Source organism: Vibrio sp. SBT000027 (genome assembly GCF_963894355.1).
GTDB lineage: Bacteria > Pseudomonadota > Gammaproteobacteria > Enterobacterales > Vibrionaceae > Vibrio > Vibrio splendidus.
The window spans coordinates 327,104-347,270 of the sequence record NZ_CAWQGD010000004.1; the positions used below are offsets into that span (position 1 = coordinate 327,104).

A 20,167-nucleotide genomic window follows, 5' to 3' on the forward strand; every position below is an offset into this window, starting at 1 on the left:
TGGGCAAAAGTTCTTCATCTATAGGGGGTTAACAAGGCAGTGATTTGTTAAGTCCCATACAAGACTGCTGCGCTCTATAAGCCTATAGAGAGAGGAAGTCTTTCACTTTTTGAAGAACATGTTCTGCAGTGTCTTTATCTTCCATTTCTGCGAAGATTCGTAGCAATGGTTCAGTTCCTGAGAAACGAGCAATCACCCAGCCGCCATTCTTGAAGTACACCTTGGCACCATCTTCATAGCTGACTTTTTCAATTTCGTATTCAAATTCAGGCAGTTGTTTTTCGACGTAGATCTTGGTGTAGAGCGCTTCCTTCTCTGAAGGTTTAAACTTGCAATCGCCTTCTGCCGTATACGCATAGCCATACTTAGAGTAGATTTCATCAAGCAGCTCAGAGAGTTTCTTACCTGTCACACTGATCATCTCAACCAGTAAGCTCGATGCGAACACGCCATCCTTACCTTTGATGTGACCTCGAATAGTTAAACCGCCAGAGCTTTCACCGCCAATTAGTGAATCATCGGCTTCCATTTGAGAGCTGATATGCTTAAAGCCTACAGGAACCTCAAAGCTCTTCTCACCATGGTCTGCCGCTACTTTGTCGAGCAGATGTGTGGTGGCGATGTTACGCACGACAGAGCCTTTCCAGCCTTTGTATTCCAATAAGTAGTAGTAAAGAAGCAGTAACACTTCGTTAGGGTGAATGAAGTGACCTTTCTCATCGATGATGCCTAAACGGTCGGCATCGCCATCGGTACCAATACCAATGTCATAGCCTTCTGCTGCTACCAAATGCTTCAAGCGGTAGAGCGTAGCTGCATTAGGAGATGGCATGAGACCACCGAAATCTGGGTTCTTACCATCGTTGATCACGTCGACATCACAGCGAGCGCTGATTAACACGGTTTGCAGTGCGTTTTTCGCCACGCCAAACATTGGGTCAATCAGTACACGTAGGTTCGCTTTCTTAATCGATTCGATATCAATAGCGTTGATAATCGAGTCAACAAAGGCGTTCATTGGGTTGATGATCTCGATTTCTTTGTCGTTTAATGCTTGTTCAAAATCGACTCGGATAACGTCTTCGTTGGTCAGTGTTGCGATTTGCTGTTCAATCTTCTCTGTGATGATCTCATCAGCATCACGGCCACCTTCAATGAAAACCTTGATTCCGTTGTAATCAGCAGGGTTGTGAGAAGCGGTAATACAGGCTGAGTAGACACACCCCATCTCTTTCGCTTGGAACATCACGATAGGAGTCGGAACGAACTTGTCGATAAAGCTCACTTTGATGTTGTTGGCTGCCAATACTTCAGCAAACCAGCACGCGGCTTTATCTGAAAGGAAGCGGCGGTCATAGCCGATAACGAAGCCGTTTTTCGCTGCATCTTCATTATTGATGATGTTAGAGAGTGCTTGTGCCACTAAGCGGACGTTTTCTCTAGTGAACTCTTCACCAATAAACGCGCGCCAGCCGCCAGTACCAAATTTAATCATTAGAAAATCCTTTTAGTCTCACTATCTCAAGCCAGTAAAGACTTGAGATAGGAGCTGTTCATCAAATTAAGTGATTAGCCGAGTACAACGATAACTTCGTTCACGCTGCCTTCTGCTTGTACCGGGATTGCGCCTTCAACTGACTCATCATTGATAGTGATAGAGGCAACGCCTTTGCTTACTGCATTCGGGTTCTGCACTGTGATGTTGTAAGTCGCGCCACGCCATTGACGAGTAACCTCGAACTCTGGCCAATCAGTCGGGATACATGGATCAACTGTTAAGCCTTCAAAGCCTGTACGAACACCAAGAATGAAGTTGGTTACCGCGAAGTAGGCCCAACCCGACGTACCCGTTAACCAAGGGTGGTTTGCACGGCCGTGGTCTTGGTGATCTTTACCCATGATGAACTGCACGTACGAGTATGGTTCTGCGTAACGCGTTTCAATCATGTCGTTTTGATTGTACGGGTTAAGTGCGTCGTAGAACTTCATAGCACGGTCACCACGACCTAGCTTCGCTTCTGCTACCCAAGCCCATGGATTCGGGTGAGAGAAGATTGCACCATTCTCTTTAACGCCTTGGTAAACGCGAGTTACAAAGCCGATATCGTCGTTTGGTGTTGCGAATGAAGGAGAGTTTAGGTGTAGGCCGTATTCAGAGAAAAGGTTCTCATCGACAGCGTCCATCGCTTTCTCGCCACGCTCTTGAGATACCGCGCCAGATAGAACCGCTAGCGTGTTTGACTCAAGGTGCACACGACCTTCAGCTTGTTGAGCGGTACCGATCTTGTCGCCATTTTTAGTCAGACCACGGATGTACCAGCCACCCTCGTCATCCCAAAGGTGCGTTTCACACGCTTCGCGAACGTTCGCTGCCATTTCAGTGTATTTAGTAACGTCAGCATCGTTATTACGGAACTTAGCTAGGTCTAAGAATTCTTGTAGCGCCCAGAAGTGTAGGAATGAAACCATTGAAGATTCACCACCACCTAGGTTCAAACAGTCATTCCAGTCTGCGCGAAGACCTTTACAGATACCGGTTTGCCCTACGTATTCTGCAGAGAAATTCAGCGCCGCTTTCATGTGCTCGTAAACCGTTGCTTCGCCACCATCTGCGTATGGAATCACTTCATCAAAGAAATCGTGTTCACCCGTTTCCATTACGTATTTGATGATGGTTGGAACGATCCATAGGTGATCATCAGAACAGGTATCGTCAATGCCGTGGATCTTGTCGTCATCTGACGGTGTTGGAACAACCGTTGGTGATTTTGAAGGTTCAACGTCAGCTTTCTCGGGATCAAACCAGTCTGGATCGAACAAGTGTAGACCGTAGCCTGCTTTCACTTGGCCACGAAGCAGGTCGATAATGCGCTTCTTGGTCATTTGTGGGTTGGCATGAGGCACTGAGATCGCGTCTTGCGCCGTATCACGGTAACCAAGGCCAGTACGGCCACCGACTTCAATGAAGGATGCAAAGCGCGACCAAACCACACAGGTTTCCGCTTGGTATAGCGTCCACGTGTTGATCATGGCGTCTAAGCCTTCGTTTGGCGACTTAACCTGGAATTTGTTGCAACGCTCGTCCCAGTGATCTTTGATACCTTGGAAAGCTGCATCTACGTTGGCTGTATCTTGGTACTTCTCGCGTAGGCGTTCACCGTTGCCTTTACCGATACCTAATACATACGCAAAGCGAACTTCTTCACCCGGTTGAATCGTAAATTGCTTGTGCAGAGAACCACAATGGTTGTAACAGGTTTGAGCGCTGTTAGAACACTTGCCATTTTCAACCGCAATTGGGTTTGCTTCATCTCGGTACATGCCAAGGAAGTTGTCACGCTGACCGTCGTAGCTATCTGGTGAGAAAGTTGAAGCTAGGTAGTAGAAGCCTTCAAAGTCGTTAGTGTTGTAGTACAAGTCGTATTCCAGAACACCTTCTTGGTAAGACGTGCCCGCAGAGTACAAAGACATCTGATGGTTCTGGTTGTCTGATTGAATGTGGCTGAAAGAGAACTCAACGAACGAGAATGTGCTGATGGTTCTTGGTTTGTCAGTGTTGTTCTTCAGTACTACATCCCAAACTTCCGCATCTTCACCCTTAGGAACGAATAACGTTTTGGTTGCTGTAATACCACTGTATTCACACTTGAATTTTGAGTATGACAGACCATGACGAGCTTCGTAGTTCGCTTCATCTAGGCTCTTTGCCACAGGCTGCCAAGAGATAGACCAGTAATCGCCCGTCTCATCATCACGCAGGTAAACATAGTGCCCTGGACGGTCGAAGGTGCCGTTTGGACGGAATTTAGTAACACGGTTGTATTCCGGAGAATTATAGAACGAGTAACCGCCCGCATTGTGCGAAATCACGGTACAAAACTTTTCAGTACCTAGATAGTTTGTCCAAGGTGCTGGTACATCAGGGCGAGTGATGACGTATTCGCGATTGTCGTTATCGAAATAGCCGTATTTCATTGTCATTTCCTTTTTAACAAACTGCATCTATGCAGCTAATTTTTAAATAGTGATGCTGAGTCTTATCTGACTGAGCACCTTAATTTGAGTTAGTAACTTAACTTGAGTCAGCAACCGCTCGATGTGAGCGTTGCTTTGGTTGTGTTTTATTGAGCTTTCCAAGGGTTGCGATAATCAACATTGAGTCTGTCGAGTAATGGCAGATGCCCTTTTAGGCGAGATAGGTAATCTAGCCAATTTCGGTTGTTTTTATGTGTCCAACATCCTTCAGCTAAAGCGCTAATTCTTGGGAATACCATGTAATCCATACGCTTTTGGTTGGTGACGATCTCACACCATAGAGCACACTGAATTCCGCGGATCCGCTTACGAATTGGGTCGGTGTCGGATATCTCAGCAAGTGCTTCGTAGGTGTAAGCTTGTTCTAATGGGATAACGGCAGCCCAATCTACGCCCGGTTCTTCCGGTGCATAATCTTGGGTCATGTCGAGATAGGTAAACTGTGCAGGTTGCAGCACCACATCAAAGCCTTGGCGAGCACAATTCACTGCAGCTTCTTCACTGAGCCACGAGTAGATGATGGTCTCTTTACTGACTTTGTCGCCGTGTTGCGCTTCTTCCCAGCCCACCATGCGCTTGCCAAGTTGCTTGAGTTTGTTCTCGGCATAACGGAATAGGTGACCTTGCAAGTCTTTGCTGTCTTTATATTGATGCTCTTTCATCAGAGCTTGAGCAGCAGGGCTGTTGCTCCACACTCCTGGTGGCACTTCATCTGCGCCCATGTGGATCAATTCGCTAGGGAACAGCTCTGCCACTTCTTCAATAACGGCATCTAGAAATTGGTAAGTGCCTGGTAAACCTGGGTTTAGCACGTTGTCGTTGTAGTGCTGAATGCTCTTGTATTGAGTGATATCAGCTTGCTCTACCAGCATGTCTGGCAGTGATTTGATTGCGGCGCGACAGTGTCCTGGGATATCGATTTCAGGAATAACCGTGATGCTGCGTTGCTCTGCGTATTCAATCACTTCGCGAATCTGTTGCTGCGTGTAGAAGCCGCCATAGTTATCCGCAATGTGGGTGTATTGCGGTTCTAATGCATGGTCAGGACCACGCCAAGCGCCAATTTCCGTTAGCTGAGGCAGGCTCTTGATCTCAATTCTCCAGCCTTCATCATCGGTTAGATGCCAATGAAAAACGTTGAATTTGTACTGCGCCAATTGGTTGATTAAACGCTTCACTTGATACACTGAGTGGAAGTGACGAGCGCAATCCAACATCATGCCTCGGTACTTGAAACGAGGTTGATCGGCGATTTTGCAACATGGTATAGAAAAACTCTCGGCATCCAGTTGTCGAACCAATTGAATCAAGCTTGCCACGGCGTGTGTGAAGCCAGACTGGCTGCCTGATTCAGCAATAATCTGTTGTTCAGTGATGGTGAGCTTGTATTCGGCTTCATCTAATGTCGGGTTGCTGCGAAATAGCATGTCGCAACTTTCGTCTTTTGAAAGTTCAGCTGAAAGCGCGTTCGAAAGAGACAACTCAAAGGTCGAGAGCAATTGTTGCTGAAACCAAGAGACTGCCTTATTAGCAAGATGAGATTGAACCTCAATTCTGCAGTCGTTATTTAGCGCGAAGTTACTTAGCGCGAAACTACCTTGCTGAAATTCGATCTGATTCGGCTGAGGAATCAATGCCACTTGAGCTGCGCTTACTTCAGGAATTTGATTGCGTTCACGGTATGGCGAAGCCAAAACAATGGGTGATATCGCGACAGGCAGTACCGATGTTTCCCCATCATGATGTGACTGGATAAAGGCATCGTTAAGGCCATCAGAATAGAAGCGGAATGGTGCGCTTTGAATACTGAATTCAAGGTAGAAATGGTTATTGGCTTTTAACACTGGCGAATTTGATTTGAACGAGCAAAAGCTTCCTACTTGAGTCAATTCACCTTGCGACAAACTCTCAGGAAGGATGAATCGGTCAAAGGCAAAATGCAGTGACCAATCTTGTACGTCGAGGTCACTTAAGTTATGTACCGTAAGGCCGAATCGGCAGTTATTTTTTTGTTCAGAAAGAACAGCTAAGTCGATGCGATAATTCATATAACTCCCCTGCTAAGCCTGTTGATACAAGTTGTGTTGTGATTTTCCGGCAAACATCAATGCGCCTTCGATAGCGTCGAATTGAGGTTTAACGATCCATTGTTGTACTGGTGGTGATAGCCAGTTGAGAATACGCTCAGCGATACTTCCCATTAAGCACACCTTGTCAGCGCCTTTTCGGTGTAGTGCTAAGACAAACATTTCGATATCAGCAGCGGTTTGCTTGAGCATCTCGATAGCCAGCTCATCTCCTTCATTAGCCAATTGAAAAATAACTGGAGAAAATTGACCGTAATCTTTTGGAATCGCGCCTTTTGACCACGCCACGATCGCATCAACATCATTATTGAAATGATTCATAACGTGTTTGGTCAGCGCGGTTTTGTTGCGAATACCATCTTCAGCGAGTAGAACTTGCTGAATTAAACGAAGGCCCATCACTGCGCCTCCGCCTTGGTCCGAAATTGGGAATTCACGACCGCCAACCACATGTTGTTCGCCTTTGTTTAGGTAGATACCACATGAACCTGTGCCACCAATCATGATTGCACCGTCTTGGCCGTTGTGAGCACCAATGCAAGCGCCGTAAGCGTCTGTATTGAGTGTCATACTTGCGAAAGGGTGAGCTTGTACCATGAAGTCGAGCCATGCTGATTTTTGCTCTGCGCCAGCTAGCGCCAAACCAACATGCATATTAGAAAAATCGTTAGAGTCGAGTTGGCTTTGTTGTGCGGCTTTGGTGATGGCATCAACGATAGAGTTCATTGCAACATCAACACCCAATAGAATGTTGGCACTGCCACTCTTTGCTTCACCAACCAGCTTGCCTTGGTCATCGCGAATTCGAGCTCGACAAGAAGTGCCTCCACCATCAATACCTACGTAGTAAAGAGTCATGATTATTGCTCCTTACTTTGTGCTAGGAAGTTGAATTGCGAAGCCGTTGCCAATAGGAACCAAGCGCCGTGAGGGATCCATTGCTCACCCCAGCGCCAGTTTTGAAGCATGTCGTCTTTTTGAGCTAGTGGATTGAATGCGATGTCTTGTTCATCGTCAAAGCCCGCCGTGATGCCGTTGCAGATCCCGCCTTTCGCATTAAAGAAACCAAGCTGTGGTAGATAGTCTGGGTTGTTATGACCGTGACCATCGAGCATGCACATGTGGTAAGGATTCAATCCTAAAATCCAATCAAGGCTGTTTTGTGAAAGCTGGATTAAGCGCTTTTGAAGATCGGTATCTTGAATGTGTGGTTGAACTAAGTACGCCATGGTCGCAATTGAACCAAGACGTGCGTTTTCACCTTGCCACCAGTAGCCTGTTTCGTTTTGTTGAGCGACAAAGAAGGCATCGCGCTTATCACCATCGACAGACTTAACGTACTGTCTTGGATAGCCAAATGGGTTGATGACTTTGTCGGTAATGTTGATTTCGAATTGGCAAGCTTGCTCAACAGCTGTGCGAGCCTGTTCTTTTAGTTCAGCATTGGTTTCGTTGTCGATGTATTCGCATAGCGCAATCACCGGAAGGCCAGCTTCTGCTGCATGAAAGTATGGGCGAGAGCCATCAGAATTTGCAGACCAGAAGTGATCAAATGAATTATCTGACTGTTGGCGAGAGATTAAACGAGTCGCCCAAGTTCTTGCTTCTATTAGGTATTGCTGGTCTTGAGTTACGCGATACAGCTCATTGGCTGCGAGTAGGGCGCAATACTCATCAATGATGTTCTCTTCACCATCGTTTAGGTACTGGAGGTTGTACTCTTTTAGGTGCCAGTAACCCTTAACAGCCGTTTCAAGGTAGGTGTGGCTCGAGTAACTGCCAGATGTTTCAAGCTCAGATGCAGCAGCCAGTGCTGCAATAGCAACACCTGCGCCTTGTCGGTAGCCAGCTTGTAAGTCTGTTGATTTATGGCCTTCTTGAGTCGCATAAGCGCAGATGTCGCGCTGATTGATATCTTTGCTCCATTTGTCGAATACCGTCATATAGAAGTATCCGTCTGCGTCTTGCATACGCACTAAGAAGTCGGCACCGAACAGAGCCTCTTCCGTTAAACGAGTCATGGAGAATTTTGGGAAGTCTGGGTTATGGCTAGTCAAGCGTACACTTTTTAGCATGCTCCAAACGACCATTGGAATTTGTTGTGGGTTTAGGTAGTTACCATAAGACAGGTGGCTAAAATACTTACTGACATCTCCTGATGCGTCATACCATCCTCCGTGGACATCGACGTATCTGTCGGTACCTAGAATTTGTGCTTGTCGATCTTTTTTGTCGAAAATACCGCCACAGCGTTGTGACTTAAAGTAATGAAGCACATCAGAGAATGTGTGGTTCATTAATAGGTTGCTACCAATCTCAAATACTTCTGAACGCAGGTTGTCAAAACGTAGGTAGTAGCGACCAGATTCAGTAACTGAACTGAAATCGATAGTGAAGAATTGCCCTTGATGCCAATTTGCTACGCGGCCTTGTTTAACCACATCAAAACTTCCGACAGTCATATGATTGTCTGCACAGACGAGTAAAGCCGTAGTGCTCGATAGACGAGCTTTCTTTGTTTGTAAGATAGCTTGCTTTGGGCCTGTGGACTCATAGCCAATATGGTTGGTCAATAACAGCATCAATATTCTCCGACAGTCCTAGTTTCTATTGGCTAGGTACTTGAATGTTTTGGATATAAATAGTTAGGGTCCGCAGACCCTAACTTGGACTTTATTGCTTAGCTTTCGTGTAGGTAACAACGTACAAAGTGGTTATCAGCTAACTGTGTAACTCCTGGCAGCTGTTCTTTACACTTGTCCATCGCGTGAGTACAACGTCCTGCAAATGGGCAACCTGCTGATACTGGTGTCCAAAGTGGGATCTCCCCTTTGTTACCTGCGAGTTGGTCGTGGATCGATTTCTTAGGATCTGGAACTGCCGAAACCAATAGCTGAGTGTAAGGGTGTTGAGGGTTAGCAATAACGTCATCGGTATCGCCCCATTCCACCATGTGTCCAACGTACATTACGGAAAGGTCTTCAGCGATGTAGCGAGCCGTTGCGATGTCGTGAGTGATGTAAAGTAGAGACATTTGCTTCTCAAACTTCATCTCTTCCATTAGGTTCAAGACACCAGCACGAATCGATACATCAAGCATTGAGGTTGGCTCATCTGCGAGAACAACTTCCGCACCTACCGCGATGTTACGTGCAAGGTTGACACGTTGACGCTGGCCACCTGAGAGTTGGTGAGGGTACTTTTCTGCTGTCGCTTGCGGTGGTACTAACCCCACTTGCTCTAGAAGATCGTATACACGTTCCTGTAACTCTTTCTTGTTGCCCGGAGATACTTTTTTGTGGATCAACAAAGGGCGAGCGATGTGGTGGAAGATATTGTGTGTTGGGTTCAGTGAACCAAACGGGTCTTGCCATACCATCTGCACACCTTCACGGTAGTGCATGAGATCTTTTCTGCTTGAGATCTCTTGGATATCGCGACCTTTGTATTCGATCGTACCGCCCGAAGGCGCGTACATTTTTGCGATCATTTTTGCTGTTGTTGATTTGCCTGAACCAGACTCACCAACCACCGCTAGGCCACGGCTTTTGTACATCTTGAATGACACGTCGTTAATCGCACGCATCATTGGGGTTTGAATGGTGGTACTGCTTATTGGGAAGTCTTTTACGACATTCTTGCCTTCTACCAATAATTGACCGAAATCTTTGCTCATAATTGTCTCCAGAATCCTTGTTCGCTTTGCTTGCTTTTCGACGGTCGAGCCGCCTTATTCGTTATCCACGCTGATTCAGCGTGCAAGCTATAGCTTTCTTTGTACTATTGGGTCACCGTACAGGTGGCAGTTAGACAAGTGTCCCGGGTCGATAGAGCGCAGCTTGGTTGGCACCTTAGTACAAGCTTCATGTACACGGTCACATCGAGCTTGGAAACGACACCCTTCAGGAATCTCTAGGAGGTTCAGAGGGTTGCCCGGAATACCCGCTAGTTTTGTCTTTGGCCCTGTTAGTGGAGGGAAAGAACTACCCAGCCCTTTGGTGTAAGGGTGGTAAGGGTTTTCTAGAATATCTTGAGAGTTCGCGACCTCGATAAGCTCACCGGAGTACATGATGCCGATACGGTCAGAGAACTCGACCATCAATGACAAGTCATGGGTGATGAACAGAATTGAGAAACCAAACTCTTCTTTTAGTGCATAGATCTTTTGTAGGATTTCGCGTTGAACAACCACATCAAGCGCGGTCGTTGGCTCATCCATAATGATCAGCTTTGGATTCAATGCTAAAGCGATAGCAATAACTAAGCGTTGACGCATGCCGCCAGAGAATTGGTGAGGGTAGTCACTCAATCGGCTCGGGTGAATATCGACGATTTCAAGTAGACCTTCAGCGCGTTGCTTAGCTTGTTCACGAGTCATGTTGGTGTGATGCATAATCACATCACAGAACTGTTCTTCCATTGGAAGTACAGGGTTGAGTGCGTTCATCGCACTCTGGAATACCATCGACATCTCGCTCCAGCGGAACGCTTGCATGCGTTCGTCACTGTATTCAAGGATGTTCTCACCATTGAAGATGACTTCACCACCACTGATGTAAGCGGGCGGCTTATGAAGACGCATAAGAGAGAAAGCAACGGTTGATTTACCACAGCCAGATTCACCAGCTAAGCCGAATACTTCACCCGGAGCGATGTCAAAACTTACGTTATTACACGCGCGAACATCGCCAGACTCTGTGATGTAATCCACGCATAAGTTGCGGATTGAAATTAGTGCTTCAGACATGATTATTTATCTCCGCTCCAAAGTGCATTTTGTGGTGGTAGTTCTGGTTCACGTTCTTCTTTATCTTGAGCCGCTAGTTTTTTCCAACGCTTCATGCCTTTGTGAGAACGCAGTTGCGGGTTGGCAATTTCATCGACCGCGAAGTTAAGCAGAGCAAGGCCAGTTACAAGTAGTGTTAATGCGATACAAGGAGCCAACAGTTCCCACCAAGCGCCAATCAGCATTGATGAAGAGGTTTGAACGTTGTAAAGCATGATGCCCCAGCTGATTGTGTTCGGGTCACCAAGACCTAGGAACGAAATCGTAGCTTCCATCATGATTGCGTACATCACCGAACCGATGAAGCTCGCGCCAACGATAGAGATAAGGTTTGGAAGAATCTCTACGAAGATGATACGGAATGAAGATTCACCCAAAACTTCAGCGGCTTTTACAAACTCTTTTTCACGCAGTGCTAACGTTTGGGAACGAACAACACGCGCGCCCCAAGCCCAGGACATAAAGCCGATAACTAAGGTTATGGTGAGTGGCCCTGCCTCACCGATAAAGGCTGCAACGACGAACAGTAATGGGTATTGAGGAATAACCAGCATGATGTTCATTGCGGCTGTCAAGATGTCATCGACACGGCCGCCAAAGTAGCCTGCGGAAACACCGATAACCGTTGCGAGTAAACATACGGTAAGGCCCGCACCAAAACCTACAGCCAGAGATACACGTGCGCCGTATACCACTTGTGACCAAACATCACGACCCATACGAGTTGTCCCCAGTACGTGATCTGCCTTCTTAGACATGATAAGTGTGCGACGGTCGTCTGCTAGGTTTTGAGCAACCCAGCCATCAGGATTCGTTTGTGCAGACTTAACGACGAAGCCAGGGTACTCGTGTGGGTTACCTGTACGCTTGTCGGGTACATGTTTGGTGATCAATGGAGCCGCAATAGCACCAAGAATAAAAATACTTAGGATGATGACACCGGTTAGGGCCATCGGATTGCGCCAAATGAGTTTTAGAATATCTTTCATGATTATTTACCACCCTTACGAAGACGAGGGTCAAGAACAACGTAAAGCATGTCTGCAACAAGGTTAAAGAACAGCATGAATAGCGTCATGATAAGCAGTTGGCCTTGCAATACTTGGTAGTCACGAGCGTTAATTGCGTTGAAAAGTACGCTACCAAGACCTGGGTAGTTAAAGATGATTTCGATAATTAACTGACCGCCGATTGCCATACCTAGAGACATCGAAAGTGCTGTCACACTTGGTAGCATCGCGTTACGAGCTGCGTAATTGAATACCACTCGGTTTTCGCTAAGGCCTTTGCCTTTCGCCATGGTGATGTAGTCTTCTGCGAGTAGGTTGATCATGTTGTTACGCATGTTTACTAGAAAGCCACCAATTTGAACAACCGAAGCACATACCAGAGGTAAGAAAGCGTGGTAAGCAACGTCTTTGATGAATGCCCAACTTGTCCAGTCAGGTATCGTACCAGCGGTATAGGCGTAGCCAGTTGGGAACCACTTCAAACCAATTGCGAAGGTAAATAGCGCAAGCATGGCAATAACAACTTGAGGAACGGCTTGTAGAATAAGCATCCCTGGAGTAACAAAGGCATCGTATTTACTGCCACGTTTCCACGCTGCAAAAATACCTAGGATTGAGCCAATCGAGAAAGAAAGAATAACGGCAGTGCCTGCTAAGAATAGCGACCAACCGAATGCGCCACCTAACAGTGTATTTACTGAAAGTGGGTAGAATTGAATTGATGTACCAAGCTCCCAGCTTAGAATGTTCTTCATGTATGCGCCGTATTGAACCAGTAAGCCACCATCAACGAAGCCTAATAGTTCTTTCATTGCCGCAATACGCTCAGGAGTAACTTGTACAGAAGCGTTCGCAAACATCATGGTAACTGGGTCACCAGGCATTGCTCTTGGAATAATAAAGTTTAACGTCGCTGCAACTAATAGCGCGACAAAATAAAATGACAAACGTCTTAAAAAATAACCCATAACTCACACCTTACTCACCCAGATTGTTTCCCTGTTTCTGGATTCAGGTCGCTCCTAGCGAAATTTGGAACGAAAAATCCCCTGACGACTAGCGCCATACTTTCAATTGATAGTGTGGGGATTTTTATAAGCGGCGTAAGAAGTTACGCCGCAAAGATTGAACGATTACTTATTTAACTGGTTTTAGGTCCAGTACATGAAGTAGACGCTCTGGAATACCAGCCCAAATGTTTGGACGGCCTTTTGGATTTTCTTCGTTCCACCAACCAGTGAAGCGAGTCGTGTTGTATTGGTACATGTAAGCACCAGACATCACTGGGATTGTCACTTGGTCTGCAGCGATGATTTGCTGGATACCGTGTGCAATATCTAGCTGCTCGTTCTTATCAGCTGTTTTGTAGAAGCTGTTTAGAAGACCATCTAGCTTGTCGTTTTGATAGAAGTGCATCGCGAAACGAGGCATACCATCACCAGATTGAAGTGATGAGTTGTAAGCACTGTTCCAGTACGTGTATGGATCCGCACCGTGGAAGTAGTTTGTGTATGCTACGTCGTATGTACCTTCAAGCATTGCTTGGTTGTAAACAGAGAAGTCAGGTGTACGAGCTTTCGCTTTAATACCGATTTCGTTTAGCTGTTCTACCGCTAGTTGAACTGTGTTGTTGAAGTCAGTCCAGCCGTTTGGCGATTGAATCATTAGTTCGAAAGACTTGCCTGATGGAGTATCAACAAAACCATCTTTGTTTACATCTTTGAAGCCAGCGTCAGCAAGAAGCTTCTTCGCGCCTTCAGCGTTGTAAGTGTTGAAGCCTTTATACTTGTCATGAGTTTTTTCATCAGACCAAGCTTCAAATGCGTAGCCAAGACCCGATGCGAAATCGTTCACAGTACCGCCACCGTAGAATGCGATATCGATGATAGTTTGACGGTCAAGAGCCATAGAGAAAGCGCGACGGAATTCAACGTTGCTCAATGCTTCATGCTTCGCAGCATCAGGGTGCTTGAAGTTAACTATGAATGCCTGTGTACCTGCTGGCGGGTACCAGTAGTGGTGTTTAGGGCTAGCTGCAGCGTATGTACGATCGATATCTGGAACGAAAGAAGACGTCCAGTCCATTTCACTGTTTACAACTTTACCTAGGAACTGGTCGTTGTTCGCAATTTGTGGAACACGTAGACAGTCAACATCTAGGTTGTCTGCATCCCAGTAGTTCGGGTTAGCACACTGGATGTATAGCTGAGCTGTAAACGTATCGATTTCTGTAAACGGACCAGAACCTACTGGATTCTCATTGGTAAACGTTGATGGATCTTTCACGTCTTTCCAGATGTGCTTAGGTACTACTGGTACTTTAGCAATCTCGTAAGGTACGTTCGAGTTAGCTTCTGTTAGGCTGAACTTAACTTGGTAGTCGTTCAGTTTTTCTACAGAAGTTACCCAAGAGTTGATGCCAGATTGGTCAAGCTCTGGTTTCTCTTTTACAAGGTTGAAAGAAAAAACAACATCATCAGCAGAGAAAGTTTCTCCGTCAGACCATTTAACACCCTTACGAATGTCGAAAACTACGCTCATCAGATCATCTGACATTGTGAAGTTTTCAGCTAGACGGAACACTGGAGTGTTACCGTGCATTTCGTTGAATACTACTAGCGGCTCATAAAGGAAGTCGGTTGTAGTATGTAGGTTAGTAGCACCAAGGTACGGGTTAAAGTTACGTACAAATGTAGTGTACTCTTTCGGGTGAATAGTCAACTCACTGCGTTCTGCAGCTGTTGCTACTGATGCAAAACCTGTTGTAGCAGTTGCAATAATTGCTGTTGCTATTGCTGTTTTTTTTATATTGGCAAGCATAGCTGTTCCTTACTATTTGCTTTCATTTCACTAATGGATTGAATGTTATCTGTCGCTAAATTGTTTAGTAGATACACACTCTAGTTAAAGGCCTACCTCTTCTTCATTGCTCCAGATTCATCGTTGATTCTGAGAAGTGGTAAGAGTGGCCTGTAGGCCTTTGGCAGGAGTAAGAAAACACCTTATCGATGAATTAATCAAACTCGTTTCCCGTCAAAAACGTTAAAAACAAGCAATCCCACGTCATTAACGTCAAAATGGGGTGCTTTGGTGGTTTTTTGTGCGCAATTGTTAAGGTGATGTGACTCGCATTTGGTTTTGCTGTATCGGCTGGGTGTAAGTGGTCACTAACTACCTGGGCTTTTTATTATAAAGCTTTAGGCTAGGGTTTTGTAATTGTAGATCTTGGTCACTTGCCGCTTTTACGTTAAATTTCCCTAGAAAATTAAATCTGCCGTTCTGTTGTGACTCGCTTCTCAAACTGCAACAAAGAGTCAGATAACGGTCAGATATGATTGAGAATAGAACGAAAAGTACTGACGGTTACGAGCACGCACTGTGCGTAATTGGCGTGAATTTCTCCTTGTTTAAAGACGTAAAAAAAGTGCGTTGCAAGCGTTGGGATTCTACTTTTTGTGATTGTTAGGCGTACAAAAAAGCCCACGCTAAGTGGGCTCCATTATTTACAGTATCGTGATCTTACTTCAGGGTTTAACTGGTCAGTAGTTTCTGTAGTTTATCCCTTAGCATCTCGATATGAGTTCTTTCTGGTGTTTGTTCTTTACAGTGCTCAAGTATGAATTCGATAGAGCTCAGTACCGTTCGCCAGCGAGGTGTTTTCGGTAGAGTTTCTACTCGTAGGTATTTGTCTAGCGTTCTAGTTTGTAGGGTACTGCGGTCTAAGTAGACTCGCCATAAGCCACTCTTTTCTGCGAAAGCAAACTTGGTCTCCCCAGTAACAGACTCCCAGTAGGTAATGGCATTGGTCATGACATCGACTAGTACTTCACGCATCAGCTCTTGCTTGTTTTTACCCTCACCAGTTGCCTTATCAGCAAGGCGAGTAAATTCACCGCCAAGCTCCTTCAGTTGTTGAAGCTTATCTTTGTCACCTTCAAAGGCGTAGCTTGAAAGTGCCTCAACCGCTGTTTCAAGGTTATTGACTCGGTTTGAGTTAACGCCACCACCGACATTGAAGATATACATGGTGTCGAGCCCTGAGCCTTCAGGTAGCTTAAGGATATCACTTGGAATACGCTGACGTGTGTCGTCTATATAGATATCAATATCACCACAGTAGTGAGCTTGTTCCACCTTCAGGTATTTAGGCGCGATGATCTCGTCGGCCATTGAGCGCTTGAGTTGTTCTTGCCCACGTCTAAACAGCTTAGCAGCCGCTTCGTTGGCAAAGCGAATACGTTGGTCATCACGAATACAGATGATGGCTTCAGGGGCTGACTCCAACTGTTCCAACAAGCGGCCTTGAGTTTCTAGTAGGTTAGCTTCAACCATGGCCCTGTGTTTAAGTTCTAGTTGCAGCTGATCATTCTCAAGACGTCTTTGCTCAGCTTTGCTTGCTGATAGGTGCGCAGTAATTCGAGCCGCCAGTTCTTGTTTGTTGAAAGGCTTGGATAAATAGTCATTGGCACCCGCTTCGAAACCGCGAACCCGGTCTTCCGCTTGGTTGAGTGCCGTTAGCATGATGATTGGCAATTGTGCATGATCGTATTGCTTACGCAGTGCTTCACAAACCTGATAGCCGCTCATACCTGGCATCATGATGTCGAGCAGAAGTAACTCTGGTTTCTCTTTTTCAATCAGTTCAATGGTCTCAGGGCCGTCACAGGCGGTGCGAACTCGATAACCTTCTAGCTTCAAGAAGCTGTCTAATACGCGCAGGTTCACCGGCTCATCATCGGCGATAACCAATAACGGGCCATCTGGGTTTTCACTGATAGCGCTGTTTTCTTGCTGAGTGTTATCAATTAAATCCGGCGCTTGGAAGTGTGAGTAGCTCCCTGACTCACTGTAGCTATCCAGTTCTTCTTGGGTAGCTAAAGGTAATGTGAAGCTGAATGTAGTGCCAAGCATCGGCTGGCTACTTACGTACAGTGAACCACCCATCAACTCAATTAACTGACGACTGATGGATAACCCAAGGCCGGCACCTTGGCGATAGTTACTTGCGTCTTGGCCAGCTTGAATCAATGGCTCAAAGATGTGTTCAAGATATTCAGCAGGTATACCTTGGCCGGTATCAACAACTTGTACTCGAATGTTGTCGTCGATGACGCTTGCTGAGATAACAATCTTACCTTCTGATGTGTACTTGATGGCATTGCCAACCAAGTTATACATCACTTGCTCAAGTCGTTGAGGATCCGATGAAACGAGCCCTAAATCACTTGGCACTTGGTTAATGATGCGGATTGGCTTGTTACCTAACAGGTGATGAGATAACTCAAGCACTAAGCTGGTGGCTGCAGATAAATCAACAGCAGACTTCTTAATATCCAAGCTGCCATAGCGCATCTTGTGATAATCAAGCAGGTCATCAACCAGTGTCGCCAACCTCTGGCCACTATTGATGATGATATCCAGTTGGTACTTCTGGTTGGCAGGAATAGGGCCGTTAGCACCAGATATTAGCGCTTCAGCGATGCCAACCATGCCATGCAATGGCGTTCTCAATTCGTGTGAGGTGGTGGCTAAGAATTCATCTTTAAGTTTGTTCGCCAGTTGCAACTCTTCGTTTTGCTTTTGAATGGTCTTAAGGTTGTCCTCAAGCTCACCGTTTTGGCTCTTGATGAGCTGCATTTTTTCACGGATCGATCGCTGCATTCTTTCGAAGCTAACCGCGAGTCGGCCTATTTCATCTTTGCGTTCGGTATTGATCATGGTTTCATCAAGATCACCTGCAGAGACTTTCTCGGCAGCCCATGTGAGCTTGAGGAGAGGAGAAGTGATGAAATTGGACAGATAATGCGATGCGACAAACACAAGAATGATCGCTGTGAGCATCACGATCACGAAAATTTTCTCTAACTGATGAATACGGGCAAACGCCTCTTTTTCTGGCAGCTCTACGACAAGAGCCCATGTTGCGTATTTCAGCTCAATTGGGGTATATGCTGCGATGATCGCTTGATCTTGAGTGTTGTTGAACGTACCAACGGCTGTTTCGCCAGCCAATGCTTTGTCGACAACGTCTAAGCTTAAATTAATCGACTCTTGCGAATGGGCGAGGCTGCGTGGCAGGTGATCATCCCCCACAAGCAGTGTTTGAATATTTGAACTCTTGTTGAGATCCGCAATTAGCTTCGTAATCCCATTGATTGGCAGCCTAAACATGGCGTAACTGTGCAGGTAGCCTTGTTGAACAATAGGCGCACCTAACCAAGCCGTCTGCTTACCGTTCTCATCTTTAAAGTCAGAAACGATAACCGGTGTATAGTCCTCGTTGGATTTACGTTTGTCTTTTACGTCTTTTGCTAAGCGTTGAAAGGTAACGCCTAGGTTTGAATCTTTGTACTTACCTGTTAGCAAGTTAGTGCCGTAATCATCACGCTTAAAGATTGAGTAAGCGACGTTACCGTTAATGTCGACTAATAGAATGTCATCAAAGTCTGAACGCTTAAGCAATTCTTGATATGAGTTATGGTAGCGCTTGTGAAGCAGTCGATAACGTTCGCTGCCAATAAAGCTACTAGATTCTGGAAGAATCGATGTCTTGATTTGATCGCCAGAGCCTTGAATGTAACGCTGCTGCGCATTACTGCGCGCTTCGTCAATATCTAACCCTAAGCGTTGAAACGCATTGATTAAACCATAGAATCGCCCGCCACTGGCATTGGCTAATTCTGAGCGAACAAAACCCATGACTTGGGACTCTTGAGCTTGTAGGTAATCGACAATTTGCTGTTGCTTAGTATCACGGACCGAAACAAGGTGCGAAGTACTTTGTTCCTGAAGATCCTGACTGTGCGACTGGAGGAAAAATATCGCGATAAGTGTCACTGGGGTAATACTGAGGACAAGAAATGCCAGCATTAGGGTATTTTGAAGGCGCTTAAACTTCTGCTTACGATAGAATCTAAACATAAATTGGGTACTACTTTCCTTTGATGTACTGCTAAAAGGGCTGAAAACAAGTACAGAGAATAGAATTAACGGGTTCCAATTTAACGAAATTAACGAGTTTTTTTACTTTGACAAGTAAGTGGTATTTAAAGCGTGTGCAAAAGCTCATTTTTATAGAGTTTTGATAGAAATATGAACAGACAGCGCAGATAATGACCCTGCGCTGTGCTAGATAGGCTATTTGTTTGCGTGGTAGATCGCGAATTTAGTGGTCTTATTTAGAGTCGCGCATTTTCCAAACGCTTGTTCAATAATTGGAACGTATTTTAAGAAACTGTTCGCAACAATAATCATCTCGCCAGAACGTTTCAAATGCTTAGGAGCCTGAGCAAGTAAGGTCTCAGTCGCGCTGTAGCTTGTATCCAAACCAGAATGGAATGGTGGGTTACTGATGATGAATTGGTAGTCTTTTGATGTGTCGGAATAGACATCTGAGGCGAAGACATTTCCCGTTAAACCGTTCGCTTCTAACGTAGCTTGGCTTGATGCCACGGCAAATGCACTGATGTCGCACATTTCTAGCTCGATATCAGGGTGACGAGATGCCATTACCGCGCCTAATACACCTGCACCACAACCGAAATCCAGTACCTTACCTTTCAGCTTTGGCAGAGTATCAAGTAGCAGTTGGCTACCTACATCAAATTGGCCGTGACTAAACACACCTGGAAGGCTTTTTACAGTCAGTGATTGCTCATCAATGTTAACCGTATAGGTTTTAAACCAGTCTTGCAGGTTAAAGGCTTGTGGTTGCTCGAAGCATTGACCCCAGTAGAAAGAGCAACGGCGCGCCGAATCGTATTTCACGACTTTGCCGTAAGGAGCGAACATCTTCTCGATACTTTTAACACCAGAACGATTCTCGCCAACTACGACAATCTCGGTATCTTTACCTAGCTTGGCAAATAACATCGCCAATAGAAATTCCGCTTCTGCTTTAGCCTTTGGCCAGTACAGCATCACTAAGTCGGCTTTGGTTTCTTCGGTAAACTCCGCACCATAAAAACGTTGGATGGTGTTGCAGCCTTCTAATTGACGGTAGTAGCTGTAATTAGAGGTAAACACGGTGACTGATTCACAATGTTTCGCTAATTCAACAGGGAATAAGTCTTCTGCCTCACCAGCAACTAAAACATGTTTGCCTTCAAAGTAGGCGAGTTGGCGTTGAGCAATCTGGCTTGGGGCAATATAAGCTGACATAGGACACTCTATTGAATCGTTAGCAAAAAATGAGGGCGGATTTTCGCATAATCCGCCCAAAGCTTGAAGTGTTTAATACGGGTTCGCCA

The 20,167-nt window shown here is 45.7% G+C and carries 12 protein-coding genes; all 12 read right to left on the bottom strand.

Annotated elements, in window-relative coordinates:
* Positions 1-82: 82 nt before the first annotated feature.
* Positions 83-1,495 carry a phosphoglucomutase/phosphomannomutase family protein gene (locus AACU28_RS11495; RefSeq protein WP_102454388.1) on the bottom strand — a complete coding sequence of 471 codons (1,413 nt, stop codon included), beginning with the start codon at positions 1,493-1,495 and terminating at the stop codon, positions 83-85.
* A gap of 74 nt (positions 1,496-1,569) precedes the next feature.
* Positions 1,570-3,975, bottom strand: coding sequence for a GH36-type glycosyl hydrolase domain-containing protein (locus AACU28_RS11500; protein WP_121602962.1), 2,406 nt, complete (start codon positions 3,973-3,975; stop codon positions 1,570-1,572).
* Between the two features lie 146 nt (positions 3,976-4,121).
* Positions 4,122-6,083, bottom strand: a complete 1,962-nt coding sequence (locus tag AACU28_RS11505) for a beta-N-acetylhexosaminidase (protein WP_121602963.1) — start codon at positions 6,081-6,083, stop codon at positions 4,122-4,124.
* Positions 6,084-6,095: 12 nt separating this feature from the next.
* Positions 6,096-6,980: an N-acetylglucosamine kinase gene (locus AACU28_RS11510; protein ID WP_121602964.1), complete on the bottom strand. Its 885-nt coding sequence runs from the start codon at positions 6,978-6,980 to the stop codon at positions 6,096-6,098.
* A 2-nt stretch (positions 6,981-6,982) separates the two neighbouring features.
* A complete protein-coding gene (locus tag AACU28_RS11515; RefSeq protein WP_121602965.1) occupies positions 6,983-8,704 on the bottom strand; it encodes a glycoside hydrolase family 9 protein in 1,722 nt (573 codons plus the stop codon).
* A gap of 98 nt (positions 8,705-8,802) precedes the next feature.
* Positions 8,803-9,798, bottom strand: coding sequence for an ABC transporter ATP-binding protein (locus tag AACU28_RS11520; RefSeq protein WP_017080764.1), 996 nt, complete (start codon positions 9,796-9,798; stop codon positions 8,803-8,805).
* Between the two features lie 87 nt (positions 9,799-9,885).
* Complete coding sequence (locus AACU28_RS11525) at positions 9,886-10,869, bottom strand: ABC transporter ATP-binding protein (protein WP_102487634.1); 984 nt, start codon at positions 10,867-10,869, stop codon at positions 9,886-9,888.
* Positions 10,870-10,871: 2 nt separating this feature from the next.
* A complete protein-coding gene (locus tag AACU28_RS11530; protein ID WP_004734531.1) occupies positions 10,872-11,897 on the bottom strand; it encodes an ABC transporter permease in 1,026 nt (341 codons plus the stop codon).
* A gap of 2 nt (positions 11,898-11,899) precedes the next feature.
* On the bottom strand, positions 11,900-12,886 hold the full coding sequence (locus AACU28_RS11535; RefSeq protein ID WP_004734532.1) for an ABC transporter permease: 987 nt from the start codon (positions 12,884-12,886) through the stop codon (positions 11,900-11,902).
* 169 nt (positions 12,887-13,055) lie between these two features.
* Positions 13,056-14,738 (bottom strand): ABC transporter substrate-binding protein, encoded by a 1,683-nt coding sequence (locus AACU28_RS11540; protein WP_004734533.1) that lies wholly within the window; start codon positions 14,736-14,738, stop codon positions 13,056-13,058.
* Positions 14,739-15,449: 711 nt separating this feature from the next.
* Positions 15,450-18,839, bottom strand: coding sequence for a response regulator (locus AACU28_RS11545; RefSeq protein ID WP_121602966.1), 3,390 nt, complete (start codon positions 18,837-18,839; stop codon positions 15,450-15,452).
* 216 nt (positions 18,840-19,055) lie between these two features.
* Positions 19,056-20,078 (bottom strand): 16S rRNA (guanine(1207)-N(2))-methyltransferase RsmC, encoded by a 1,023-nt coding sequence (gene rsmC, locus AACU28_RS11550; protein WP_017088379.1) that lies wholly within the window; start codon positions 20,076-20,078, stop codon positions 19,056-19,058.
* Positions 20,079-20,167: the final 89 nt, after the last annotated feature.